20 protein-coding genes are annotated in these 24,184 nt (G+C 60.5%); 10 read left to right on the forward strand and 10 right to left on the reverse strand.

The window, feature by feature from the left end; translation table 11 throughout:
* The first annotated feature begins 203 nt into the window (after positions 1–203).
* The 4 genes from HKK52_RS01635 to HKK52_RS01650 all read left to right on the forward strand — a co-directional run bounded on the left by HKK52_RS01635 (position 204) and on the right by HKK52_RS01650 (position 5,303).
* Positions 204–1,688: an NCS1 family nucleobase:cation symporter-1 gene (locus HKK52_RS01635; protein WP_169369032.1), complete on the forward strand. Its 1,485-nt coding sequence runs from the start codon at positions 204–206 to the stop codon at positions 1,686–1,688.
* A gap of 155 nt (positions 1,689–1,843) precedes the next feature.
* The gene (locus HKK52_RS01640) at positions 1,844–3,127 is read left to right on the forward strand and encodes a Zn-dependent hydrolase (RefSeq protein ID WP_169369033.1); all 1,284 of its coding nucleotides are present in this window, start codon (positions 1,844–1,846) and stop codon (positions 3,125–3,127) included.
* Between the two features lie 236 nt (positions 3,128–3,363).
* Positions 3,364–4,860, forward strand: coding sequence for a helix-turn-helix transcriptional regulator (locus HKK52_RS01645; RefSeq protein ID WP_169369034.1), 1,497 nt, complete (start codon positions 3,364–3,366; stop codon positions 4,858–4,860).
* 194 nt (positions 4,861–5,054) lie between these two features.
* Positions 5,055–5,303: a DUF1652 domain-containing protein gene (locus tag HKK52_RS01650; protein WP_169369035.1), complete on the forward strand. Its 249-nt coding sequence runs from the start codon at positions 5,055–5,057 to the stop codon at positions 5,301–5,303.
* A gap of 501 nt (positions 5,304–5,804) precedes the next feature.
* Here the strand turns inward: HKK52_RS01650 and HKK52_RS01655 are convergent.
* From HKK52_RS01655 to HKK52_RS01690, 8 genes are all read right to left on the reverse strand, one after another.
* The gene (locus HKK52_RS01655; RefSeq protein ID WP_169369036.1) at positions 5,805–6,920 is read right to left on the reverse strand and encodes a Gfo/Idh/MocA family protein; all 1,116 of its coding nucleotides are present in this window, start codon (positions 6,918–6,920) and stop codon (positions 5,805–5,807) included.
* 273 nt (positions 6,921–7,193) lie between these two features.
* On the reverse strand, positions 7,194–7,961 hold the full coding sequence (locus HKK52_RS01660; protein ID WP_054047414.1) for an SDR family oxidoreductase: 768 nt from the start codon (positions 7,959–7,961) through the stop codon (positions 7,194–7,196).
* A gap of 38 nt (positions 7,962–7,999) precedes the next feature.
* Complete coding sequence (locus tag HKK52_RS01665) at positions 8,000–9,067, reverse strand: phosphotransferase family protein (protein WP_169369037.1); 1,068 nt, start codon at positions 9,065–9,067, stop codon at positions 8,000–8,002.
* A 233-nt stretch (positions 9,068–9,300) separates the two neighbouring features.
* Positions 9,301–10,269: a 2-hydroxyacid dehydrogenase gene (locus tag HKK52_RS01670; RefSeq protein WP_169369038.1), complete on the reverse strand. Its 969-nt coding sequence runs from the start codon at positions 10,267–10,269 to the stop codon at positions 9,301–9,303.
* A gap of 206 nt (positions 10,270–10,475) precedes the next feature.
* Positions 10,476–11,000, reverse strand: a complete 525-nt coding sequence (locus HKK52_RS01675) for a cysteine hydrolase family protein (RefSeq protein WP_169369039.1) — start codon at positions 10,998–11,000, stop codon at positions 10,476–10,478.
* A gap of 178 nt (positions 11,001–11,178) precedes the next feature.
* Complete coding sequence (locus HKK52_RS01680) at positions 11,179–11,796, reverse strand: TetR/AcrR family transcriptional regulator (protein WP_169369040.1); 618 nt, start codon at positions 11,794–11,796, stop codon at positions 11,179–11,181.
* 80 nt (positions 11,797–11,876) lie between these two features.
* Positions 11,877–12,797, reverse strand: coding sequence for a DMT family transporter (locus HKK52_RS01685; protein WP_169369041.1), 921 nt, complete (start codon positions 12,795–12,797; stop codon positions 11,877–11,879).
* 37 nt (positions 12,798–12,834) lie between these two features.
* A complete protein-coding gene (locus tag HKK52_RS01690) occupies positions 12,835–13,218 on the reverse strand; it encodes a tautomerase family protein (protein ID WP_169369042.1) in 384 nt (127 codons plus the stop codon).
* A gap of 322 nt (positions 13,219–13,540) precedes the next feature.
* Between HKK52_RS01690 and HKK52_RS01695 the strand changes: the two genes are divergently transcribed.
* On the forward strand, positions 13,541–14,821 hold the full coding sequence (locus HKK52_RS01695; protein ID WP_169369043.1) for a serine/threonine transporter: 1,281 nt from the start codon (positions 13,541–13,543) through the stop codon (positions 14,819–14,821).
* A 158-nt stretch (positions 14,822–14,979) separates the two neighbouring features.
* Positions 14,980–16,644 carry a SulP family inorganic anion transporter gene (locus HKK52_RS01700; RefSeq protein ID WP_169369044.1) on the forward strand — a complete coding sequence of 555 codons (1,665 nt, stop codon included), beginning with the start codon at positions 14,980–14,982 and terminating at the stop codon, positions 16,642–16,644.
* 51 nt (positions 16,645–16,695) lie between these two features.
* Here HKK52_RS01700 and acnB read toward each other — a convergent pair whose 3' ends face one another.
* The gene (gene acnB, locus HKK52_RS01705) at positions 16,696–19,305 is read right to left on the reverse strand and encodes a bifunctional aconitate hydratase 2/2-methylisocitrate dehydratase (RefSeq protein WP_169374155.1); all 2,610 of its coding nucleotides are present in this window, start codon (positions 19,303–19,305) and stop codon (positions 16,696–16,698) included.
* Positions 19,306–19,871: 566 nt separating this feature from the next.
* On the opposite strand from acnB, the gene HKK52_RS01710 reads away from it, so the two are divergent.
* Positions 19,872–20,342: a DUF1289 domain-containing protein gene (locus tag HKK52_RS01710; protein ID WP_027923350.1), complete on the forward strand. Its 471-nt coding sequence runs from the start codon at positions 19,872–19,874 to the stop codon at positions 20,340–20,342.
* Between the two features lie 30 nt (positions 20,343–20,372).
* Here HKK52_RS01710 and HKK52_RS01715 read toward each other — a convergent pair whose 3' ends face one another.
* On the reverse strand, positions 20,373–21,236 hold the full coding sequence (locus HKK52_RS01715) for a universal stress protein (RefSeq protein WP_169369045.1): 864 nt from the start codon (positions 21,234–21,236) through the stop codon (positions 20,373–20,375).
* Positions 21,237–21,395: 159 nt separating this feature from the next.
* On the opposite strand from HKK52_RS01715, the gene HKK52_RS01720 reads away from it, so the two are divergent.
* From HKK52_RS01720 to HKK52_RS01730, 3 genes are all read left to right on the forward strand, one after another.
* The gene (locus HKK52_RS01720; protein ID WP_169369046.1) at positions 21,396–22,004 is read left to right on the forward strand and encodes a tRNA-(ms[2]io[6]A)-hydroxylase; all 609 of its coding nucleotides are present in this window, start codon (positions 21,396–21,398) and stop codon (positions 22,002–22,004) included.
* Between the two features lie 157 nt (positions 22,005–22,161).
* A complete protein-coding gene (locus tag HKK52_RS01725; protein ID WP_169374156.1) occupies positions 22,162–22,869 on the forward strand; it encodes a winged helix-turn-helix domain-containing protein in 708 nt (235 codons plus the stop codon).
* Positions 22,870–24,156, forward strand: coding sequence for an ATP-binding protein (locus HKK52_RS01730; RefSeq protein ID WP_169369047.1), 1,287 nt, complete (start codon positions 22,870–22,872; stop codon positions 24,154–24,156).
* Positions 24,157–24,184 lie beyond the last annotated feature (28 nt).

Raw genomic sequence — 24,184 nt, forward strand, 5'->3', positions numbered from 1 at the left:
AAAACTGATGAACATCAGTTGTTTAGCAAAGTTTTATGGCACGGCGCGAGGCGCCAGCGGGGACCCCGGCACGTTTATTGATGCCGCCGCTGACACCTTGGCCGGTCCATGAAAGTTGTCAGTTCCTCCGGCCATCGTCGGCTCGTGCCCCCAGGCGCCAGCCCCTGATGAGCAAAAATAATTCAAAGAACAGTGGAGCGGCCATGCAACAGATCAGATCGCAAGTGACCGAGCGCGACGGCTTGTTTGAGCTCGAAGCCGGCACCGACGTCCTCGACAGTCCCCGTTACAACCACGACATGGCACCGACCAAGGTGCACGAACGAACCTGGAACAAATGGCACATCACCGCGCTGTGGATCGGTATGTCGATCTGCGTGCCGACCTACACCCTCGGCGGCGTGCTGACCGCGTATTTCGGCCTGAGTGTCGGCGAAGCGTTGCTGGCGATACTGTTTGCCAACCTCATCGTCCTGATCCCGCTGACCCTCAACGCCTTCGCCGGCACCAAGTACGGCATTCCGTTCCCGGTGTTGCTGCGCTCGTCGTTTGGCATCCTCGGCTCGAACGTGCCCTGTCTGATTCGGGCGCTGGTGGCCTGTGGCTGGTTCGGCATCCAGACGATGTTTGGCGGCCTGGCCATTCACTTGTTCCTGGGCTCGGTTTTCGAAGGCTGGAAATCCCTCGGTGGCACCGGTGAAGTGATCGGTTTCATGGTGTTCTGGGCGCTGAACCTGTGGGTGGTGCTGCGCGGCGCCGAGTCGATCAAATGGTTGGAAACCCTGTCCGCGCCGCTGTTGGTGGCGGTCGGCATCGGGTTGCTGGTGTGGGCGATGCCCAATGTGTCGATGACCGAGTTGCTGGCGATCCCGCCGAAACGTCCTGAAGGCGCGAGCGTGGTCAGTTATTTTGCTGCCGGGCTGACGGCGATGGTCGGGTTCTGGGCCACGTTGTCCCTGAACATCCCCGACTTCAGCCGCTATGCCAAAAGCCAGAAGGACCAGATCCTCGGGCAGATTTTCGGCTTGCCCCTGACCATGTTCCTGTTCGCCGCCCTCGGTGTGGTGATGACCGCGGCGTCGGTGAAACTGGTGGGCGTGACCGTTTCCGATCCGGTCAGCCTGATCGGGCATATCCAGAGCCCGGTCTGGGTTGCCGTGGCGATGGCGCTGATCATCATCGCCACGTTGTCGACCAACACCGCAGCGAACATCGTCTCGCCGACCAATGACTTCCAGAACATCGCACCGAAGGTCATTAATCGGACCAAAGCCGTGATGTTGACCGGTGTGGTCGGGTTGCTGTTGATGGGCCATGAACTGCTGAAAAAACTCGGGCTGATCGTCTCTGACGTGAGCCTGGAAACCGTTTACTCCAACTGGCTGCTCGGCTATTCCAGCCTGCTCGGGCCCATCGCCGGGATCATGGTCGTGGACTATTTCCTGATCAAGAAACAGCAACTGGACCTGGCCGGGCTCTATCGCGATGACGTGTACCCGGCGTGGAACTGGTTTGGCTTTATCGCCTTTGGGGTGCCGGTGGTGCTGACCTTGCTGTCGCTGGGTAGCGATGCGTTCAGTTGGTTCTACAGCTATGGCTGGTTTACCGGCTCGGCGCTGGGCGGGTTGATTTATTACGGGTTGTGTTCGATGCGCCCGAGCCCGTCTGTTGCGAAATCTCCGGTGTAATGATCGTTCCCACGCTCTGCGTGGGAACGCAGCCCGGGACGCTCCGCGTCCCAGAAGCGGACGCAGAGCGTCCATGGATGAATTCCCACGCAGAGCGTGGGAACTATCAAAAATTTGCCTGAAGAAACTCATAAGAACTGCCTGAGGAGATCCCAATGAACGCTGCCGTAGACGTTCTGCAATCCACCCATCAGCACATCAACCGCGACCGCCTGTGGCAGTCGCTCATGGAACTGGCCAAGCTCGGCGCCACGGTCAAGGGCGGCGTGTGTCGCCTGGCCCTGACCGACCTCGACCGCCAGGCCCGGGACATTTTCGTCAACTGGTGCGAGGAGGCCGGCTGCACCGTCACTGTCGACGCCGTCGGCAATATCTTCGCCCGCCGCCCCGGCCGCAACCCGAACCTGCCACCGGTGATGACCGGCAGCCACATCGACACCCAACCCACCGGCGGCAAGTTCGACGGCTGCTTCGGCGTGCTCGCTGGCGTCGAAGTACTGCGCACCCTCAATGACCTCGGCGTGGAAACCGAAGCGCCGCTGGAAGTGGTGGTCTGGACCAACGAAGAAGGTTCACGCTTCGCCCCGTGCATGATGGGCTCCGGGGTGTTTGCGGAAAAATTCACCCTCGAAGAAACCTTGGCCAAGGTCGATGCCGACGGCGTCACCGTTGGCGAAGCACTCAATGCCATCGGCTACGCCGGCCCACGCAAGGTCAGCGGCCATGCGGTCGGTGCTTACTTCGAAGCGCACATCGAGCAAGGCCCGATCCTCGAAGACGAACACAAAACCATTGGCATCGTCATGGGCGCCCTCGGCCAGAAATGGTTCGACCTGAAACTGCGCGGCGTCGAAGCCCACGCCGGCCCGACCCCGATGCACCTGCGCAAGGACGCCCTGGTCGGTGCCGCCGTCATCGTCGGCGCCGTCAACCGCGCCGCCCTCGGCCATCAACCCCACGCCTGCGGCACCGTCGGCTGCCTGCAAGCCTACCCCGGTTCACGCAACGTCATTCCCGGCGAAGTGCGCATGACCCTCGACTTCCGGCATCTGGAACCGGCGCGCCTGGACTCGATGATCGCTGAAGTGCGCGAAGTCATCGAAGCCACCTGCGAGGAACACGGCCTCACGTTCGAGCTGACACCCACCGCTGATTTCCCACCGCTGTATTTCGACAAGGGCTGCGTCGAAGCGGTCCGCGGCGCCGCCCAAGGTTTGGGTTTGTCGCACATGGACATCGTCAGCGGAGCAGGGCACGACGCAATCTTCCTCGCCGAACTCGGCCCGGCCGGGATGATCTTCGTGCCGTGCGAAGGCGGCATCAGCCACAACGAAATCGAAAACGCCGCGCCGGATGATCTGGCGGCCGGGTGTGCGGTGTTGTTGCGGGCGATGCTGGTGGCTTCGGCGGCGATTGCCGATGGTGAGCTGGCGGCTTGATGTCCAATCCATCAAAACTGTGGGAGGGGGGATGCGACGATTCGCCTTGCTCGCGAACAGACTTGCATATTCAACAGCGCTGTTGACTGGCATACCGCTGTCCCGAGCAAGCCCGCCCCCACAGAGTCGGCGTTCAATCAGGATCACGTTGATCCGGCTGCACGATTGCCACCCCCCGCGGTCGTAATCTTCACAGGGCGGCGCTTGAAAGCGACGCCGCACTTTGTGGAGAGCCAATGAGCCAGGACGTCCTGACCACCGAAACCAATCGTCGTCAGTTGCAGCAGATCATCGCCGGTTTGTCCGACGGGGTGATTCTGTTGGAGCTTGACCAGACCATTCTCTGGGCCAATGACGCCGCGCTGGCGATGCACGGGGTCAGTGAGATCGGTGAGTTGGGGGCGAATGCCAGGGAGTACGCCAAGCGCTTCGCCTTGCGCTATCGCAACAATCACCCGGTGCCCGCGGACAATTACCCGATCAACCGCATCGCCCGGGGCGAGATTTTCAGCGATGTATTGGTGGAGGTGATGCCGGCCGGCGATGAAGAGCGCATGTGGGTCCACAGCGTGCGCAGCATGGGGTTGGCCGACAGTGCCGGTGAGCCGGAGTCCCTGGTGCTGATCATGAATGACGTCACCGAATGGGCCAGCGCCGAGCAGCGTTTCGAGAAAACCTTCAACGCCAACCCGGCCCCGGCGGTGATCTGCCGTCTCAGCGATTTGCGTTACATCAAGGTCAACCAGGGCTTCCTGGAAATGACCGGTTACGCCCGTGATCAAGTGATCGGCGTGTCCACCTATGAACTGGACATTCTGCAAGGCGCGGAAAAGAAAGACCTGGCGATCGAACGCCTGCGCCAGCACGCGACGATTCCGCAGATGCAGGCCGAGCTGAAGCTGCCCGACGGCGGCAGTAAACAGGTGGTCGTTGCCGGGCAACCCCTGGAGCTCAATGAAGAAGACTGCATGTTGTTTTCCTTTGTCGACATGGAGCCGCGGCACAAGGTCGAACTTGCCTTGCGCCAGAGCGAGGAGCGCTTCGCCAAGGCCTTTCGCCTGACGCCGGTGCCCACCCTGGTGTGCAGCGCCGAGAGCCAGTTGGTGATCGACGTCAACGAAGCCTTCCTCGATACCTTCGCTTACCCCAGCGAAGAAGTGCTCGGCAAGACCGTGACCGAGATCGACTTCATCGACGACAAGGGCGCGCGCACGCGCTTGTTTGCGGCGCTGGAGAAGGCCGGCAGCCTGGATCGCATCGACGTCCGGGTGCGCAAGAAGGGCGCCGAGCTGATCGAGTGCGCCGTTTCGGCCGACACCGTGAACATTCAGGACAGCCCCTGCTACCTGCTGGTGTTCATGGACATTACCGAGCGCAAACGCACGGAACTGGAGCTGGTATCGGCAATTGAAGAGGTGATGAAAGACGCCTCCTGGTTCAGCCGCACCCTGATCGAAAAACTCGCCAATGTGAAGAACGTCAATTCGCCGAAGTTGCCCAGCGTGTCGTTCACCGACCTGACGGCGCGGGAGCGCGATGTGCTCGGGCTGATCTGCGAAGGCCTGGCCGACAAGGAAATCGCCGCCCGCCTGAAACTGGCGCCGAACACTGTGCGCAATCACGTGTCCACGGTGTATTCCAAGCTGGATGTGCACAGTCGCAGTGAGGCGATTGTCTGGGCGCGCGAGCGTGGATTGTTCTCCACCGAGTGGCGGCCAAAGGCGCAACGATAAGGTGCAAATGCACTAGTCACAGCGGTGCAAATGGATGTTCTGGCACCGTGGCGCAGTTCTTAATCTGTGAGGGTGCGATAAGCGTCTCCGGACCGTTATCGCGTCCCCTTCGAAACAGCTAAAGGAACAGGCACATGAGTCACGAGCAGTTCAACAATGTCTTCGATTTTGCCGTGTCGGTTGGGTGAATCAAGATGATTTATCTGGCGCAATTGCGTACTCAACTGGAACGGAGTTTTTCGCCGCTGGCCTGTGAGTGCACGCTCACGGGGGACAACTCCTTGACCGTGAAGCTCTATCACCCGGTGTCGGGGCAGGTGGATCTGGTGGTCAGTGGTTTGAGTGTGGCCAACCTCAGGACACCGGAGGCGGTGGTGGCGTTGATCGAGGAGCTGCGTTATGAGCTTGAGAGCAATGGCCTGCATCGGCCCGAAACCTCGTAGAACCTCAATTCTCAGTGCCGGCGAGCCCATCATTTGTGATCGACCTATCCGCCTGTTCCAGGGCGTTTACTGGCATTGGCGGGTAGCTAGGCTATAAGAAATGCGTGGTACTTATTTTCTGTGACCGGTCCGCGGCTGCGCGGTGATGTTTGCGTGTCGCGGAAACACGTCGATCAGCCACTGCAGGTCTGTCTATGAAGAGTCTTGGGAAACGCGTTTTGATGCCGCTGTCGCTCGCCTTTTGCGCGGTGATTACAAGTGGTTGTGCCAGTCCGCCGCCGCCGGCCCCCGTCATACCTCCACCGCCGCCTGAACGCACCTGCCAGACCCTGGATAACACCGATGTGATGGGCGATGCGCGCATGGACGAGCAGGTGACTCGAACCACCACGACCACCCGGTGTGTCACTCAATAGATCCAGCAGGCGATGAACAACCCTGTGGCGAGGGAGCAACCTCCCTCGCCACAGGTTCAGTGCCAGTCTTGAGCGGCGGGTATTCCTACACTTCCTCGATCCTGACCCAACGCGATTCGTTCGCCGCCAAGCGAATCGCCGCCGCCAACCGTTCCACTTCCCACGCCTGTTCGAAATCCGTCCCCCCTTGGCTGAGCCCGGCCAACGCCATCACCAGGTCATGCACCTCCAGCGTCTTCAGTTCGTTGTAACCCAGTTGATGCCCGGCCGCCGGGCTGAACGCTGCATAGCCCGGCAGGTTCGGCCCCGCCAGCAAGCGCTGGAAGCCGTCCTGCCCGGCGCGGAACAGGCGCAATTCATTCAAGCGTTCCTGATCGAAGGCGAGGGTGCCTTTTGTGCCGCTGATCTCGAAGCTCAGGTGATTCTTGTAACCGTGCTTGAGCCAACTGCTGCTGAACGTGCCCCGGGCGCCATTGGCAAACCGCAGCAGCGCATGGACCTGATCGTCCACCGCGATGGTGCGTTGCTCCTGGCTGCCGGCAGTGGCGGGGCGTTGCCGGTGCACGGTCTGGGTATCGGCGCACACCGCCTCGACATCGCCCAGCAGATAGCGGGCCATCGACAGCAGGTGACTGCCCAGGTCCGCCAGCGCACCCCCGGCATGCTCGGCATCGCAACGCCAGGACCAGGGCGATGCGGCATCGGCCATGAAGTCTTCGCTGAACTCACCCTGGAAACTGATGATGTTGCCCAGTTCGCCGTTCTCGATCAGCTCCTGCGCCAGGCCGATCATCGGGTTGTGCTGATAGTTGTAACCGACCCGCGTCACCACGCCCGCGGCTTTGGCCGCCAGGCGCATGGCGTCGGCCTGTTGGAGGCTTACGGCCAGGGGCTTTTCGCAATACACCGGTTTGCCGGCGGCGAGGGCGGCCATGGCCATGGGGTAGTGCAGGTGATTGGGGGTGGTGATGGCGATCAGATTGACCTTCGGGTCATCGATCAGCTGTTGCCAGTCGCTGTGGGCGCTGTCGAAACCCCAGGCATCGGCGCATTGCCGGGCGCGCAGCGGATCAGCGTCAGCCAGGGCGGCGAGTTTAAGCTTCAGGGGCAGTTCGAAAACCGCGCTGACATTGCGAAACGCCAAGGCGTGGGCACGGCCCATGAAACCTGTGCCGATGAGTCCGATACCGAGTTCGCGCATAGCCGGGGTCCTTTTGGATTTTTGTTTTCAGGAGGGCTATTTATGGAATAAATATTCGTTATTAGCAAATGGTAGAATTTATATTTCTTCCGGCTGATCGTTCCCACGCTCCGCGTGGGAATGCAGCCCGGGACGCTCCGCGTCCCATCCAGAGCCGAACGCGGAGCGTCCGAAGAGGCATTCTCACGCAGAGCGTGGGAACGATCAGTGAGTGACGGCGTGAAATAAAAAAGGCAGCCCCGAGGCTGCCTTTTTGTGTTCGGGTGAATCGAATCAGGACAGAAAACCGCCATCTACGTTCAGGGAGACCCCCGTGGTGTAGCTCGATGCATCGCTGGCGAGATAAAGCACCGCACCCGCCATCTCACTCGGATCCGCGACGCGTTTGAGCGGGATCTGCTGCAAAGCAGTCTTCAGAATCGCATCGTTCTTCACCAGCGCCGAGGCGAACTTGGTGTCGGTCAGGCCCGGTAGCAACGCGTTGCAGCGAATACCGAATTGCGCGCATTCCTTGGCGAAGACTTTGGTCATGTTGATCACCGCCGCCTTGGTCACCGAGTAGATGCCCTGGAAGATCCCCGGCGAGATGCCGTTGATCGACGCCACGTTGATGATGCTGCCGCCACCGTTGTCGCGCATCAGCTTGCCGGCTTCTACCGACATGAAGAAGTAGCCACGGATGTTGACGTCGACGGTTTTCTGGAAGGCGCTGAGGTCGGTGTCCAGCACGTTGCAGAATTGCGGGTTGGTCGCAGCGTTGTTGACCAGGATGTCCAGGCGCCCGAACTGCTCGCGGATGGCGGCGAAGACTTGGGTGATCTGTTCCATTTCGCCGATGTGGCAGGCGATGGCGGTGGCTTTGCCGCCGGCGGCGATGATCGCGTCGGCCACGTGTTGGCAGCCGTCCAGTTTGCGGCTCGAAACAATCACATGAGCGCCTTGCTGGGCCAGCAGTTTGGCGATGGCTTCACCGATGCCACGGCTGGCGCCGGAGACGAAAGCGATCTTGCCGTCGAGGTCGAACAACTGAGTCTTGGACATGGGATTCTCTTATAAAAAGTCTTGTTTTGAGGCCTGGATCAGAGGCTGGATTTCTGGATGACCTGCAAGCTCATCTGCTCCAGCAGTTTGTTCATGTGAATGAACTGCGCGAAGCGTTTGTCCTGGGTCTGGCCATGGAAGAAGCGGTAGTAGATCTGCTGCACGATGCCGGCCAGGCGGAACAGGCCGTAGGTGTAGTAGAAGTCGAAATTGTCGATCTGGATGCCCGAGCGTTCGGCGTAGTAATCGACGAACTCGCGGCGGGTCAGCATGCCCGGCGCGTGGCTCGGCTGGCGGCGCATCAGTTGCACCGGCGCCGGGTCGCTGGCTTCGATCCAGTAGGCGAGGGTGTTGCCCAGGTCCATCAGCGGATCGCCGAGGGTGGTCAGTTCCCAGTCGAGCACGCCGATGATGTCCATCGGGTTGTTCGGGTCGAGGATCACGTTGTCGAAGCGGTAGTCGTTGTGGACGATGCTCGACGTCGGGTGGTCGGCGGGCATTTTGTCGTTGAGCCAGGCCTTGACCACGTCCCACTGCGGCGCGTCGGGGGTCAGCGCCTTCTCGTAGCGCTCGCTCCAGCCTTTGATCTGCCGTGCCACGTAGCCTTCGGGTTTGCCGAGATCGGCCAGGCCACAAGCCTTGTAGTCGACCCGGTGCAGTTCGACGAACTTGTCGATGAAGCTTTTGCACAGCGCTTCGGTATTGGCCGAATCCAGGCCCAGTTCCGGCGGCAGTTCCGAGCGCAGGATGATGCCGTTGACCCGCTCCATCACATAGAACTCGGCACCGATCACCGATTCGTCGGTGCAGTGCACGTAGGCCTTGGGACAATAGGGGAAGCCGTCCTTGAGCTGGTTGAGAATGCGGAACTCGCGGCCCATGTCATGGGCGGACTTGGCCTTGTGGCCGAACGGCGGGCGCCGCAGGACGAATTCCTGTTCGGGGTATTCCAGCAGGTACGTCAAGTTCGACGCGCCACCGGGAAACTGACTGATCGCCGGCAAGCCGCTCAGGCCCGGAATATGGGCCTTGAGGTACGGATCGATCAGGCTGGCATCAAGTTCTTCGCCGGAGCGGATACGGGTGGACTGATCAGTAAGCGCCATGCTTATCCCTTCTGCTTATTTTGGAGGCCAGACATCATTGGCTAATCTAATGGTGAGACGGGCGTGCCACAAGCGCGGCCCGGTCTTATAGGCTAGCGTGTTGCTGGATAATCAACGTTCCTGATGTGCGAAAAGCGGCGGCGCAGGCTATGGCTCAGGGAATGCTGCGCTGCCAGTAAGGAGCTTTGATTGGGTGAGCTATCCCGACGGCTGTGGGCGCTGTCGGGCGTGCTTTAGGGCGCACTCCGGGCGAGGATCGGAATCGGCAACTCAATCGGCGTCAGCACCGGATGACCGGCAAAGAACGCCAGCAGGTTTTTGCCCACCAGCTCCACGGTGCCTTGGGTGGCCTCCGGGGACAGCCCGGCGACATGGGGCGTCAGAATCACGTTGGTCAAGGCCTTGAGGGCATCGGGCACCTTGGGTTCATGGTCGAACACGTCGAGTGCGGCGCCACCGATCCTGCGTTGCTCCAGCGCGCTGATCAGGTCTGCCGTGACCACGACGCTGGCCCGGGCAATGTTCACCAGGAAACCGTTAGGCCCCAGCGCGTCCAGCACCTGACGATTGATCAGGTGCTGGGTGCCCAGCCCGCCGGGCGTGGCGACGATCAGGAAATCCGAGGCCCGGGCCAGTTCCGTCGGCGTCGAGCAGTAGCTGTACGGCACGTTACTGCGATGCTGACGGTTGTGGTAACTCACGCTCATGTCGAAACCATTGGCCGCACGCTGGGCGATGGCCAGGCCGACCGCCCCCAATCCGAGAATGCCCAGGCGCTTGCCGGCCAGGGATGGGCGCATGATTTTCGGCCATTCGCCACGGCGCACGGCGGCATCGGCCCGGGGAATATCGCGCACCAGCGACAGCAACAAGGCCATGGCGTGGTCGGCCACCGAAGAGGCATTGACCCCGGCGCCATTGGTGACCGTGATGCCGCGGTCGCTGGCGGCTTGCAGGTCGACGTGTTCGTAGCCGGCACCGATCACGCAGATGATTTTCAGGGTGGGCAGGGCGGCGATTTCTTCTCTGTACAACCCCAGCGGGCCGCGAGTCAGCACGGCATCGATGCGCGCACCGTGGGTGGCGATGGCCTGGGCGCGCTCGGCAGGGGTCGGTGCCAGAATCAGGTGAAAGCCCTGATGTTCAAGAATAGGCAGGTAGTCATTGATGGTTTCAACCAATACCAGAACGGTTGCAGTCATGCTGGGCTCCTGTGGGCATCGAAATGTCGGGGCTCGAAAGTCGTTTCAGATTGCTGATTCCAGAGCGGTTTGGCAATCACCAAAGATCGCCGCAAAGATCAAAGATCGCAGCCTGCGGCAGCTCCTGCGGGATTGCGGTTGTCGGCAAAATGTCGACGAATGCAATCAGTGTAGGAGCTGGCGAAGCCGGCGATCTTTTCAATCGATCAAAATTCAATGTCCGCCGTGCAAACGACCTGGGCGAACGCACCGTTCAAGGTCGCATTATGGTGCTCGATGATCGCCCGGGCCGGCAGCGCGGGCGTGTCCATGCAGGTATGGGCATCGGCCACCAGCACCGGTTTGAACCCGAGGTCGGCCGCGGCCCGGCAAGTGCTGTCGATGCAGTACTGGGTTTTCATGCCGACGATGAACAGCTCGTTGATCCCGCCGGCCCGCAGTTGCTCTGCCAGTGCTGTTCCGTAGAAAGCATTGGGTTTGCACTTGTCGAACAGGCTGTCGCTGCTGGCATCCAGCTCCAGGGCGGGCAGCAACTGCCAAAGGGGGCTGCCGGCCTCGATGGGAGAACCTTGCGGCCCGGTGTGGCGGACCGCAAAGATCGATACTTCAAGTGCTCGCGCACGGCGTATGAGTTGCTGGATGTTGGCCAGTATTCGCTCGCCGTCGTGGGGCTGGTCCGGGCCGCTGAACAGGCCCACCTGCATATCAATGATCAAAAGTGCCGATGACATAGGTGTTTCTCCGTGAAGTGCCGAACGGACGGGAGAAACAACAAGGCCCCGTCCATTGCTGGCGGGGCCTTGGGTCTACTGCGCTGGATTTATCTCGGCCAGCCACCCCACGACCCGCCGGAAGCGGTCGTGGTGCTGGTGCGGGTGAGGTTCAGCGCAGCAAAGTTCATGGGGGCGATCATGCTGTCGGCGTTGCAGGCTTGTCAACGGCGTTGTCCGCTGTCAGAAAGGTCCGCGCTGCATCAAGAATCTCATCGGACAAGACGTCCCCACGGGTGGCGCGGGCCAGGGTCAGGGCGCCGACCATCAGTGAATACTCCACCAGCGCCTGGCGTCGATCACTGTCGGCATCGCCTGAATTCAGCAGCGATCCGTAGGATTCCAGCAGGCGGTTGAGGCCGTCCATGAACGTCTGGCGCAAACCGCTATCGGCTGCTTCGTGGCACATGTCCCCGGCAAAGGCGACCACCGGGCAGCTGTCGCCGGGATTGTCGCGGCTGCTGGCCGACAAATACGGTTTGATCAGCGCGTGCCGGGCGGCGTTCTGGTCAGCGTGCTCGGCGATCCTGGTTTTCCAGCGTTCTGCCGATTGCTCGAACGCCCGACCTCCGGCCTCACGGGCCAGGGCTTCCTTGGACTCGAAATGCCCATAGAAACCGCCATGGGTCAGGCCGGCGGCGCCCATCACATCGACGACGCTGATGCCATGCAGGCCGCGCTCGCGAAACAGCCGCGTGGCGGCCTCGACGATGATTTCGCGGTTGAGATCGGCTTGTTTGCGGGAGACTCGAGGCATGGCGGGCTCACATTCTTTAGATGTATCGATGGCCGGCATCTTAGGGAACTACCGGCGCCGTGTCTCCCTGACGGGGGGACTCAGGTGTTCGGTTGCAGCGCGACCGTCGGCGGGATCGTGGGGTTTTTCTTGCCTGATTGCAGCACATAGACGCCGCCAAGAATCAGCAGCATCGCCAACAGGTCGAGGCTCTTGATCGGTTCGCCCACCAATAGGGTGCCAATCAATAAGGCCACCACCGGCGGAATGTAGGTGACGCCAGAAGCGGCGAGGGCGCCCAGGCGTTGCACGATAAAGTAATAAAGGATGTAGGCGATACCGGTGCCGGCCAGGCCTAAACCCAAGATCACACCGGTCAGTGCCACCGGGTCGGCGCTGATTGCGCTCATGCCGTGCATATCGGTGATCAGCGTGATCAACACCAGGGCCAAGCCAATTTGATAGGTCGACAGCGCCAGCGGCGACAGGCCCAGGGGCGTGATGAAACGCCGCGCATACACGAACGAGCAGCCGACGCTCAGCGAGCCGGCAATCATATACAACACGCCGCTGACATCGACCCCCGCCGCCAGGCTGTTCCACGGTCGGGCGATGAGGATCACCCCGATAAACCCGAGGAAAATGCCGAAGGCTGTGCGGCGATTCAGCGGTTCGGCCCGCAGGAACAGCCACGCCGTCACGAAGGAAAACAGCGGGATCGCGCCGCTGAGCATCCCGGCCACGCTCGACAACAGCAGCGACGTGCCTTTGGCGAACGCGTAGTAGTAAATCACCGTCGCCAGTAAAGCCATGACCAGAAAGTGATGACTATGGCGCAAGTGCGACCAGCTGAGGCCTCGGCGCACCAAGGCGAATATCAGGATTGGCAGGAACCCGAATAACACTCGCAGAAAAACGATTTGGGTTGGGGTAATCCAGGCGGCAGCCCACTTCATGAAAATGAAGTTGGTGCCCCAGATCAGGCCGAGCAATGCGAACGCGATATACGCGGCCTGTTTCATGACGGTACTCCCGAGGCGATGTGAAAGGTTAGACCGTTTAAACGGCAAACTGACCGATGCCATTGCCGAACGACCAGTTTTCGCGCTTGACCTCCACCAGGTTGATAAACACATCTTCCAGACGCACGTCCAACTCGGTATTGAGGCTCTCGGCGATGGTCTTGTAGAGCAGTTTTTTCTTCTCTGTCGTACGGCCCTCCATCAGGGTGATCTGGATGATCACCAATCCGTCCGTGCGGTTGATGCCCATGAAGGTCGGGTCGTAGATGAAGTGGTTTTCATCGTGTTCGGCGAGGATCTGGAAATTATCGTTCTCGGGAACATCGATGGCGCTGTGCATCGCCGCGTAGATCAACTTGCCCACACGCTTGGCGAACGTCGGGTCCTGGTGTTTTTTGATGTCGATGCGAACGAGTGGCATGGGAAGACTCCGCGAGTGGGGCTGCCGGTCAGCAGGTGAGATTGAAAATACATGACGTATGTCTTTTATTGAATAGATTTTTTAAAACATCTATTGATTCCCGACGCAAGGTGGATGTAAGAGCGAGCCTGTGAGTAGCTACCACTGCGGGCTCTGGCGCTTTTGCCGTCTGATCCGCATAACCGCTCCTCAGCTAAGTCTTTGCTTCTGCTCATTAATCCCGGACAATCGCGCCCCTGTTTCGGCCAGGGCGCTGCCTGTCGGATTTTTCCGACTCGTCCTGGCCGGGTAGCAACTGACCGGAATGCGGAGATCCCACCGGATGAATGATCAGGCCAATAGCGTCGACGAACGCTATGTAGCGGCGGCACCAGCGACCCTCGAAAGCTGGAATCGCCATGACACCACCTGGATGCTCGGCCTGTTTGGCACGGCGATCGGGGCGGGTACGTTGTTTTTGCCGATCAACGCGGGCCTGGGCGGCTTCTGGCCGTTGATGATCCTGGCAGTGCTGGCGTTCCCCATGACGTTCTACGCCCACCGTGGCCTGACCCGTTTCGTGTTGTCCGGCCGCAAAGGCGCGGACATTACCGAAGTGGTGGAAGAACACTTCGGCATCAGCGCCGGCGCGATGATCACCTTGCTGTACTTCCTGGCGATCTTCCCGATCCTGTTGATTTACAGTGTGGCGCTGACCAACACCGTGGGCAGTTTCCTTGAGCATCAAATGCACATTGAGCCGCCACGCCGATGGGTGCTGTCGCTCGTGCTGATCCTCGGCCTGTTGGGTGTGGTGCGCTGTGGCGAGCAGATGATCGTCAAGGCCATGAGCCTGATGGTTTATCCGTTTATCGTGGCGCTGCTGTTTCTCGCGGTATTCCTGATTCCGCACTGGAACGGCGGCATTCTCAGCACCGCGTCCACGCTGCCGGAGCCGTCGGCACTGCTGCGCACCTTATGGCTGGCGATTCCGGTGATGGTGTTCTCGTTCAACCATTCACCGATCATCTCGGCGTTCGCGGTGGACCAGAAGCGTCGCTACGGCGATCACGCCGAAGAGCGCAGCTCGCAGATCCTGTCCCGTGCCCACCTATTGATGGTGGTCATGGTGCTGTTCTTTGTCTTTAGCTGTGTGCTGACCCTATCCCCGGCGCAACTCGCGGAAGCCAAGAGTCAGAACCTGTCGATCCTGTCGTACCTGGCCAACCACTTCAGCAACCCGACCATCGCCTTCGCGGCGCCGTTGATTGCCTTCGTGGCCATTTCCAAGTCGTTCCTGGGCCACTACATCGGCGCCAGCGAAGGCTTCAAGGGCCTGATCGTCAAATCGGGCGCGCGCCCGTCACCTAAAAACCTGGACCGCATCACCGCTGCGTTCATGCTGGTGGTGTGCTGGATCGTCGCGACCTGGAACCCGAGCATCCTCCGCATGATCGAAACCCTCGGCGGCCCGGTCATCGCGGCCATCCTGTTCCTGATGCCGATGTACGCGATCCGCAAAGTGCCAGCCATGGCACGTTATCGCGGTCAGGCCTCCAACGTCTTCGTGACGGCGGTGGGCCTGGTGGCGATTTCGGCGTTGATCTATTCGCTGACGGCCTGATAGCCACTGATCGTTCCCACGCTCCGCGTGGGAACGATCACGCCCGATTCTCGCAAAGCAGCTGACCCAGCGCATACACCCCACCGGATAAACAGCTACCCTAGAGCCTTCATTGACGCGTCGTAGACGGCCTGTTGATCTTTCTCTGGAGACGCTGCATGGCTCGTGCTCAAGGCGCTTTGGTGCAACCCCGTGCCGCTACCCCCAACCGTTGGCAGGACCTGTTGGCCGGGTTGTCGATTGCCGGTTTGCTGTTGCCGGAGGCCGTGGCCTATTCCAGCATCGCCGCGGTGCCGCCCCAGGCTGGGGTCATCGCCTTATTTGCCGGTTTGCTGTGCTACGCGCTGCTGGGTACCAGCCGTTTTGCCATCGTGTCCGCGACTTCATCCTCTGCCGCCGTTCTCGCCGCCGCCACCGCCACGCTGGCCAACGGGGATTCGGCCCTGCGCCTGTCGTTGGCGATCGGTTTGGTACTGGTGACCGGTGGATTCTTCCTGTTGGCCGGATTGCTGAAACTCGGCAGCGTTACCTCGTTCATCGCCAAACCGGTGCTGCGTGGCTTTGCGCTCGGGCTGGCGCTGACGATCATTCTCAAGCAGGTAGCGAGCATCGTTGACGTGCACCTGAGCAACGGCAACCTGATCCGTTTCGTCCCGCAACTGCTGGAACAGTGGCCGCAGTGGAATCGCGTCGGCCTGTTGGTTGCGGCCGTGGCGTTGTTGGTGTTGGCGCTGTGCGCGCGATTTCGTCGTGTGCCGGGTGGCTTACTGGTGGTGGCGCTCGGTATCGCGGCCAGCCAGTGGCTGAATCTGCCAGCCTATGGCGTGGACCTGATCGGCGTCATCGACCTGAGCCTCGAAGTGCCGCGGTTGCCGGTGTTGCCGTTTACCGACTGGTTGCGCCTGGGGGAGTTGGCGTTTGCCATGGTGATGATCCTGTATGCCGAATCCTACGGCTCGATCAGTGCCTTCGCCTTGAAGCATGGCGACCGCGTGTCGTCGAACCGCGACTTGCTGGCCCTCGGCGCGGCGAACCTGCTGTCCGGCCTGTTCCATGGCATGCCGGCGGGCGCTGGTTACTCCGCGACCTCAGCCAACGAGGCGGCGGGTGCCGGTTCGCGGTTGTCCGGCGTAGTTGCAGCGCTGGTGGTGTTGCTGATCGTTATGACAATGTTGCCCTACATCGCCCTGACCCCCGAGCCGGTGCTGGCGGCCATCGTCATTCATGCCTTGGCGCGCGGCTTGAGCCTGCAGCCGCTGGGCCGCTATTTCATCTGGCGCCGCGATCGGGTGCTGGTGATCTGCGCGGTGGCGGCGGTGTTGGTGTTGGGTGTGCTGGACGGCTTGCTGGTGGCGGTGGTGATCAGCGTGGTGCTGATGCTCAAGCAGATGTCGTCGGCGGATATTCAAGTGTTGGGGCAAATGGGCGGCGGTCACGATTATGTCGATGTGCAACGTCACCCGGACGCCCGGCAAATCCCCGGGGTCTTGATCGTACGGCCCAGCGAGGCACTGTTCTTCGCCAACGTGGAACGCATTCTCGGTGGTGCGCTGCGTCTGGCCCGCCATGCACAGCCGCCGGTGCATACGATTATTCTCAGCCTGGAAGAATCCCCCGACCTGGACGGCACCAGTATCGAAGTGCTGGAAGGCTTCTTTTTGCAGGTGCGGGCCGAGGATAAATTGCTGATTTTGGCGCGGCTCAAGCACGAAGCCAAAGCGGTGCTCTCGACGTTGCCGGTGCAGGAACTGGAGCAGGTCATTCTCAGCGGCCTGAGTGTTGATGGTGCGGTGCAACAGGCGTGCGCGTTGGCGCCGGCATAAAAAAACGCCGCTCATCTCGCGATGGGCGGCGTTTTCTATTGCGTTGCAGCGTTAGGCTTGAACGACCGGAATGTTGGCGTTCGCAGCAGCTTCACGGAACTCGGCAATCTGGTCGAAGGACAGGTAGCGGTAGACATCAGCCGCCATGCTGTCGATCTTGCCAGCGTATTCCATGTACTCCTCGACGGTCGGCAGGCGACCCAGGATCGAAGCAACGGACGCCAGCTCAGCCGAAGCCAGGTAGACGTTCGCGCCGTCACCCAGACGGTTCGGGAAGTTACGGGTCGACGTCGACACCACAGTCGAGTTCGGCTCTACACGTGCCTGGTTACCCATGCACAGCGAGCAACCCGGCATTTCCATGCGAGCGCCAGCCTTGCCGTAGATGCCGTAGTAGCCTTCTTCGGTCAACTGGTGAGCGTCCATTTTGGTCGGCGGCGACAGCCACAGACGGGTTGGCAGCTGACCCTTGACCTGATCCAGCAGCTTACCGGCAGCGCGGAAGTGACCGATGTTGGTCATGCACGAACCGATGAACACTTCGTCGATCTTCTCGCCAGCAACGCTGGACAGCAGACGGGCGTCGTCCGGATCGTTTGGCGCGCAGAGCACAGGCTCTTTGATGTCGGCCAGGTCGATTTCGATGATTTCCGCGTATTCGGCGTCAGCATCGGCAACCATCAGCTCAGGATTGGCAACCCAGGCTTCCATCGCTTGAGCGCGACGTTCCAGAGTACGTGCATCGCCGTAGCCTTCGCCGATCATCCAGCGCAGCAGGGTGATGTTGGAGTTCAGGTACTCGGTGATGGAATCTTTCGACAGCTTGATGGTGCAACCGGCAGCCGAACGTTCAGCCGAGGCGTCGGACAGCTCGAAAGCCTGTTCGATGCTCAGGTTGTCCAGGCCTTCGATTTCCAGAATGCGGCCGGAGAACGCGTTCTTCTTGCCTTTCTTTTCAACGGTCAGCAGGCCAGCCTGGATCGCGAAGTAAGGAATGGCGTGAACCAGGTCGCGCAGGGTAACGCCCGGTTGCATCTTGCCTTTGAAGCGCACCAGAATCGATTCCGGCATGTCCAGCGGCATGACGCCAGTGGCAGCAGCAAACGCTACCAGACCGGAACCGGCCGGGAACGAAATGCCCATCGGGAAACGGGTGTGGGAGTCACCACCGGTACCGACGGTGTCCGGCAGCAGCATGCGGTTCAACCACGAGTGGATGATGCCGTCGCCCGGACGCAGGGAAACGCCGCCGCGGGTCATGATGAAGTCTGGCAGCGTGTGGTGGGTGGTCACGTCGATCGGCTTTGGATAGGCCGCGGTGTGGCAGAAGGACTGCATGACCAGATCGGTCGAGAAGCCCAGGCACGCCAGGTCTTTCAGTTCATCACGGGTCATAGGACCGGTGGTGTCCTGGGAACCGACGGTGGTCATCTTCGGTTCGCAGTAGGTGCCAGGACGAACGCCTTTGCCTTCTGGCAGACCGCACGCCTTGCCGACCATTTTCTGTGCCAGGGTGAAACCCTTGCCAGTGTCGACAGGTGCTTCAGGCAGCTTGAACAGATCGGTAGGACCCAGGCCCAGTTCGGCACGGGCCTTGTCGGTCAGGCCACGGCCGATGATCAGTGGAATACGGCCGCCAGCGCGAACTTCGTCCAACAGCACCGGAGTCTTCATTTCGAAGGTGGTCAGGACTTCGTCGGTGCCGTGTTTGCAGACTTTGCCAGCATGCGGGTACAGGTCGATCACGTCGCCCATGTTCATGTTGGTCACGTCGAACTCGATTGGCAGTGCGCCGGCATCTTCCATGGTGTTGTAGAAGATTGGAGCGATCTTGCTGCCGAAGCAGAAACCGCCAGCACGCTTGTTCGGCACGTTAGGAACGTCGTCGCCGAAGAACCACAGCACCGAGTTGGTTGCCGATTTACGCGACGAACCGGTACCGACCACGTCACCGACGTAGGCGATCGGGAAGCCTTGACCGCGCATTTCTTCGATCTGCTTCATCGGGCCAGTCACGCCTTGGGCGTCAGGCACGATGCCTTCACGGGCCATTTTCAGCATGGCCAGGGCGTGCAGCGGGATGTCCGGGCGGGACCAGGCGTCCGGGGCAGGGGACAGGTCGTCGGTGTTGGTTTCACCGGTGACCTTGAACACGCGCAGGCTGATCTTGTCGGCCAGGACAGGGCGGTTCTTGAACCACTCGCCGTCAGCCCAGGACTGGAGCACGCCTTTGGCGTGTTCGTTGCCGTTCTTGGCTTTTTCCGCGACGTCGTGGAACGCATCGAACATCAGCAGGGTGTGCTTGAGTTGAGCGGCAGCGACTGGGGCCAGTTCGGCGCTGTCGAGCAGGTCAACCAGGGTCACGATGTTGTAGCCGCCCTGCATGGTGCCGAGCAGTTCAACCGCGCGCTTCTTGTCGATCAGAGGGGAAGTTGCTTCGCCTTTGGCCAGGGCAGACAGGAAACCAGCCTTTACATAGGCCGCTTCGTCCACGCCAGGTGGAATGCGATTGGTGATCAGGTCAACGAGGAAAGCTTCTTCGCCAGCCGGGGGATTCTTCAGCAGCTCGACCAGGCCTGCAGTTTGTTCGGCGTTAAGCGGCTGGGGAACGATACCCAGTGCTGCACGCTCTTCGATATGTTTGCGGTAGGCTTCAAGCACAGTTATTACCCTCATCAGTGGTCCCAAATGGGTGTCCGGGACGCTCATCCCGAAATTGCCGTACTCATGCGCTGCGTGGCGTTGTGGGCCACTTAGCCAGAATTACCGACAATTCCTTACAGAAGCTGCTTTCAAAGTTTTACGCCTGCAGAACGGGGAGCTGATGAGGGTTGGCGTTGGGCTTTTCCCCGCTGGAAAAACCCATCGCCAACTCCGCTCTGAAGGAACGACTGTGCTCGTGACGCTTTGAAAACAGCTTCAAACGGACATTGGCGCCTTAAAAGGCTGGCTGATTCTACGGCAAAAAAAAATTAAAGGTAAGTGAGGGGCTATTGGACTTTGGTGGCGAGTCGCGTTGTGTGCCTACGTGTGCGAGGCAAGGCGCGGGATGCCGCTAATGGTTGTTCCCTTGGTAAATCCCGCAACGCAGCCACGCGCTCGTAGGCGCGCAACGCGGCCGGCACCAAAGTCCAATAGGCCCTTCGCCTTTAACTTTGAGGGGTGATCAATGTTAGACAAAGGGCTAACATGCCCACCTGTTTTGCTTTCCCGTGTTTTGCCTACCTATGCCCAATCAGACCATCAAGACCCCCTGCGTCGGCCTCTGCTCCACCGTTTACGGTGATCTGGTGTGCCGTGGCTGCAAGCGTTTCCACCACGAAGTGATCAACTGGAACGGTTACAACGAGGAAGAAAAACGCGCGGTGTGGCTGCGTCTTGAGCAACTGCTGTCCCAGGTGATGGCCAGCAAGCTTGAGGTTTTCGACCCGCAGCGCCTGCGTTTGCAGCTTGAGCAACGCAAAATCCGCTTTGTGCCGCATCAGTCGGAATATTGCTGGGCCTACCAGTTGATCGCTCGCGGGGCACGGGTGATCAACAATCTGGAGGCCTACGGGATGGTGCTGATGCCGGAGTTTCGCGACTGGAACCTGCCGGAACTGCGCGATGCCATTGATCGGGAGTTTTTCCTGCTGTCAGAAGCGCATTACCAGCGCTACATCGCGCCGGGGTTCCTCAAGGACGCCTTTGGCGCCTAAAGTCTAAAAGCTTCGCGGGCACAACACTCTTCAATGCCGCGTCACAACTTCCTCAAGATGATCCATTATCTCATCCGGCTTGAGCACCAGCACATCGCTCTCCACCGCATCCAGCACCACCTCCGCCGTATTGCCGATCAACGCCCCGGACAATCCGGACCGCGCCACCGTACCGATCACGACCACTGCCGCCTGAAGCTTATGGACCATAAACGGAATCAAAACATCCGCCGGACCTTCCTCGATATGCAGGTGTTCATCGTCGATATCGAACTCGGCCTGAAACGCTTTGCACTGTTCGCGATAGCGCGCTTCGATGGTTTCGCTGAGTTGCAACGTCGGGTCGGCCGCTGACAGCATGGGCGACGGATGGGCGCTGACCACGTGCAACTGCGCCTTGGCCAGGCTGGCGATGTCATACCCGTGATCGACAATGCAGGCATGCAGCGTGCGGTGTTCGCCGTCGGTGTTGCCGACGTCGATGGCCGCCAGGATGACCCCGCCGGTCCACGGCTTGGAGGTTTTGACCAGCAGCACCGGGGTCGGGCAGTAGCGCAGCAGCTTCCAGTCAGCCGGGGTCAGCAGGGCTTTTTTCAGTGGGCTGTCGGGGAAATGCTGCTTGATTACCAGCCCACAGCCTTCGGCTTGCTGCACGTCGACGATGGTTTCATGCAGGCTTTCGTTCCAGGCCTGCTCGGTGGTGACGCTGTAGCCGTCCTCCACCAGCGCAGCCTTGAGCACGCCCAGCATGGCGCTGTGGTCATGCTTTTTATCGCAGACCAGCAAGTGCAGGTGGGCCTGGGTCACGCCCGCGATCAGTTTGGCCCGCTTGAGCGCAAGGCTTTCCGAGTGTTCGGGTTCGATGACCACCAGGATGCTGCGGATGGCTTGCATGGTCGGGATCTCCAGGAAGTAAAAAACACTGCGTTGGACAACTATAGTTGCTGCCCGACAATACGGGACTTGATGCATATCAATGGCGGCGACTGGTGGTCTGCCGACAAGCCCGTATAATCGGCGCCCTTCGTTTTGAACCTTTTATCCGTGAGCCCCATGATCCTTCCCGAAATTCACGAGTTCCTCGGCTGCCGCACCCCTGACGGCTGGGTCCAGGCCGCGCTGGCCGATCAGGAAACCTTGCTGATCGACCACAAGAACTGCGAATTCAAGGCCGCCAGCACGGCGTTGAGCCTGATCGCCAAGTATCACTCCCACGTTGACCTGATCAACCTGATGTCACGCCTGGCCCGGGAAGAGCTGGTGCACCACGAACAAGTCATGCGCCTGATGAAAAAGCGCAAGATCGAACTGCGCCAGCTCTCCGCCGGGCGTTACGCCTCGGGCCTGCGCAAGGTGGTACGCAGCCACGAACCGGTGAAACTGGTGGATACCCTGGTGGTCGGCGCGTTCATCGAAGCCCGCAGTTGCGAACGTTTCGAGGCGCTGGTGCCGCATCTGGATGAAGAACTGGGCACGTTCTACTTTGGCTTGCTGAAAAGCGAGGCGCGGCATTTTCAGGGTTATCTGAAACTGGCTTACCAGTATGGGGACGCCAAGGACATCGCTCAGGTGATTGACCGGGTTCGCGCCGCCGAGCAGGAGTTGATCGAGTCGCCGGACGTGGAATTCCGCTTCCACAGCGGTATCCCGACCGCCGCGTAGTTAAATGATCTTACAAACTGTTAAAAACTCTTAAGAGTATGAAACATCACCCAAAACCGGCCCCCATGGCCGGTTTTTGCTGCCTGCCATCTCCGTCTTGCCACCGATTGCCGCCATAATGCCACCCACTTCAAACAAGGGTTGGCACACGGTCGTTATGGATAACCTGGGTTTTGGCAAAGTATTGCTGGTGGAAGATGACGAGAAGCTCGCCGGGCTGATCGCGCATTTCCTGTCCCAACATGGCTTCGAGGTTCGGGCGGTGCATCGCGGCGACCTGGCGTTGGGCGCGTTTCTTGAATTCAAACCGAAAGTCGTCGTGCTCGACCTGATGCTTCCGGGCCAGAGCGGCCTGCACGTGTGCCGCGAGATTCGCAGCGTGTCCGACACGCCGATTGTCATCCTCACGGCCAAGGAAGACGACCTCGACCATATCCTCGGCCTGGAATCCGGCGCCGACGACTACGTGATCAAACCGATCAAGCCACCGGTGCTGCTCGCGCGCTTGCGCGCCTTGCAACGGCGCCAGGTGCCGGATACCGCCGTTTGTAGCGCCCTGGAGTTCGGCCATCTGAGCATCGACCGCAGCTGCCGCGAAGTGCGCCTGGCGGGTGAGGGCATCGAGCTGACCACCATGGAATTCGAGCTGCTGTGGCTGCTGGCGAGCGCTGCCGGCAAGATCCTGTCCCGCGACGACATCCTCAACCGCATGCGCGGCATCGCCTTCGACGGCCTCAACCGCAGCGTCGACGTCTACATCAGCAAACTGCGGGCCAAGCTCAAGGACAACCCGCGGGAACCGGTGTGCATCAAGACCGTGTGGGGCAAGGGTTACCTGTTCAATCCGTTCGCGTGGGAGCTTTAAATGCTGCGGTTATTTCTGGGGTTGTACCTGGTGCTGGCCGTGGGGCTGGTGTTGGCGTTGCAGACCGTCGAACACACCTTTAACGCACTGCTCGACAATCAGATGCAGGCCTATAACCGCGAGGCGGTGCGCGGTCAGGCGTATTCGCTGGTGGAGCAGTTGCGTGGGCTGGAAGGGGCGGGGCGCGAGCAGCAACTGGAGGCGTTGCGTCCGCATTACGGCTTGGGGCTGACGCTGGTCGAGGCTGATCAACTGGCGCTCGATGATCAGGAAAAAGCCCTGTTGGCCAATGGTTTGCTGGTGATTCGCGAGAAGTACACGCAGTTCATTTCCACCATTGATGGCGGCTCGCAACTGCTGAGCATCAAGCTGCCGGCCGAGCCGAGCCTGATGCCGTTCTACATCTCGGCGGCCTACCTGATGCTGGCCGTGCTGATCGGCATCGTGCTGTTCTTTTGGGTGCGACCGCACTGGCGGGATCTGGAGAAACTGCGCCTGGCCGCCGAGCGGTTCGGCGATAACGATCTGTCGTCGCGGATTCAGCTGTCCAAGCGCTCGAACATCCGCGACCTGGCTGAGCACTTCAACCTGATGGCCGCGCGCATCGAAGGGCTTATCGCCAATCAGCGTGAGCTGACCAACGCCGTGTCCCATGAATTACGCACGCCGATAGCGCGGTTGTCGTTCGAACTCGATCAGCTCAAGCAGCAACCCGATCCAACCCAGAACCGCGAATTGATCGCCGACATGTACGCCGATCTTGGTGAACTGGAAGAAATGGTTTCCGAACTGCTGACCTACGCCAGCCTTGAGCGTGGCGCCACGGTGATCAATCGCGAGAACATCCAGGCCAGCAGCTGGCTCGACAGCGTGGTCGGCAGTGTCGCGCTGGAGGCGGAGGCGGCGGGGGTGCAACTGCTGATTGTCGAGTGCCAGATCGATGAGGTGCGCATCGAGCCGCGCTTCATGGCCCGGGCGGTGATCAACCTGCTGCGCAATGCCATTCGCTACGCTGACGGGCGTGTCGAGGTGTCGTTGGTGCGCAACGATGATCGCTACGAAGTGCAGGTCAACGATGACGGTCCGGGCGTGCCGTTGGACGGGCGGGAGAAAATCTTCGAACCGTTCTCGCGGCTGGATGCCAGTCGGGACCGGCGCACCGGCGGTTTTGGCTTGGGCCTGGCGTTGGTGCGGCGGGTTTCGCAGTCCCATGGCGGGCAGGTGGAAGTGGCGGATTCGCCGTGGGGTGGAGCATCGTTTCGCATGACTTGGGCGCATTTGGATTAGTCGCATGATCGTTCCCACGCTCTGCGTG

Source organism: Pseudomonas sp. ADAK2, assembly GCF_012935755.1.
Classification (GTDB): domain Bacteria; phylum Pseudomonadota; class Gammaproteobacteria; order Pseudomonadales; family Pseudomonadaceae; genus Aquipseudomonas.

What these genes read in the sequence shown, in the direction of transcription:
- HKK52_RS01730 (WP_169369047.1), top strand. Translation starts at nt 22,870, where the DNA reads ATGCTGCGGTTATTTCTGGGGTTGTACCTGGTGCTGGCCGTGGGGCTG.
- HKK52_RS01650 (WP_169369035.1), top strand. Translation starts at nt 5,055, where the DNA reads ATGATTTATCTGGCGCAATTGCGTACTCAACTGGAACGGAGTTTTTCG.
- HKK52_RS01710 (WP_027923350.1), top strand. Translation starts at nt 19,872, where the DNA reads ATGCCCAATCAGACCATCAAGACCCCCTGCGTCGGCCTCTGCTCCACC.
- HKK52_RS01635 (WP_169369032.1), top strand. Translation starts at nt 204, where the DNA reads ATGCAACAGATCAGATCGCAAGTGACCGAGCGCGACGGCTTGTTTGAG.
- HKK52_RS01700 (WP_169369044.1), top strand. Translation starts at nt 14,980, where the DNA reads ATGGCTCGTGCTCAAGGCGCTTTGGTGCAACCCCGTGCCGCTACCCCC.
- HKK52_RS01690 (WP_169369042.1), bottom strand. Translation starts at nt 13,218, where the DNA reads ATGCCACTCGTTCGCATCGACATCAAAAAACACCAGGACCCGACGTTC.
- HKK52_RS01670 (WP_169369038.1), bottom strand. Translation starts at nt 10,269, where the DNA reads ATGACTGCAACCGTTCTGGTATTGGTTGAAACCATCAATGACTACCTG.
- HKK52_RS01725 (WP_169374156.1), top strand. Translation starts at nt 22,162, where the DNA reads ATGGATAACCTGGGTTTTGGCAAAGTATTGCTGGTGGAAGATGACGAG.
- HKK52_RS01680 (WP_169369040.1), bottom strand. Translation starts at nt 11,796, where the DNA reads ATGCCTCGAGTCTCCCGCAAACAAGCCGATCTCAACCGCGAAATCATC.
- HKK52_RS01715 (WP_169369045.1), bottom strand. Translation starts at nt 21,236, where the DNA reads ATGCAAGCCATCCGCAGCATCCTGGTGGTCATCGAACCCGAACACTCG.
- HKK52_RS01695 (WP_169369043.1), top strand. Translation starts at nt 13,541, where the DNA reads ATGAATGATCAGGCCAATAGCGTCGACGAACGCTATGTAGCGGCGGCA.
- HKK52_RS01665 (WP_169369037.1), bottom strand. Translation starts at nt 9,067, where the DNA reads ATGGCGCTTACTGATCAGTCCACCCGTATCCGCTCCGGCGAAGAACTT.
- HKK52_RS01655 (WP_169369036.1), bottom strand. Translation starts at nt 6,920, where the DNA reads ATGCGCGAACTCGGTATCGGACTCATCGGCACAGGTTTCATGGGCCGT.
- HKK52_RS01660 (WP_054047414.1), bottom strand. Translation starts at nt 7,961, where the DNA reads ATGTCCAAGACTCAGTTGTTCGACCTCGACGGCAAGATCGCTTTCGTC.
- HKK52_RS01640 (WP_169369033.1), top strand. Translation starts at nt 1,844, where the DNA reads ATGAACGCTGCCGTAGACGTTCTGCAATCCACCCATCAGCACATCAAC.
- HKK52_RS01675 (WP_169369039.1), bottom strand. Translation starts at nt 11,000, where the DNA reads ATGTCATCGGCACTTTTGATCATTGATATGCAGGTGGGCCTGTTCAGC.
- HKK52_RS01720 (WP_169369046.1), top strand. Translation starts at nt 21,396, where the DNA reads ATGATCCTTCCCGAAATTCACGAGTTCCTCGGCTGCCGCACCCCTGAC.
- HKK52_RS01685 (WP_169369041.1), bottom strand. Translation starts at nt 12,797, where the DNA reads ATGAAACAGGCCGCGTATATCGCGTTCGCATTGCTCGGCCTGATCTGG.
- HKK52_RS01645 (WP_169369034.1), top strand. Translation starts at nt 3,364, where the DNA reads ATGAGCCAGGACGTCCTGACCACCGAAACCAATCGTCGTCAGTTGCAG.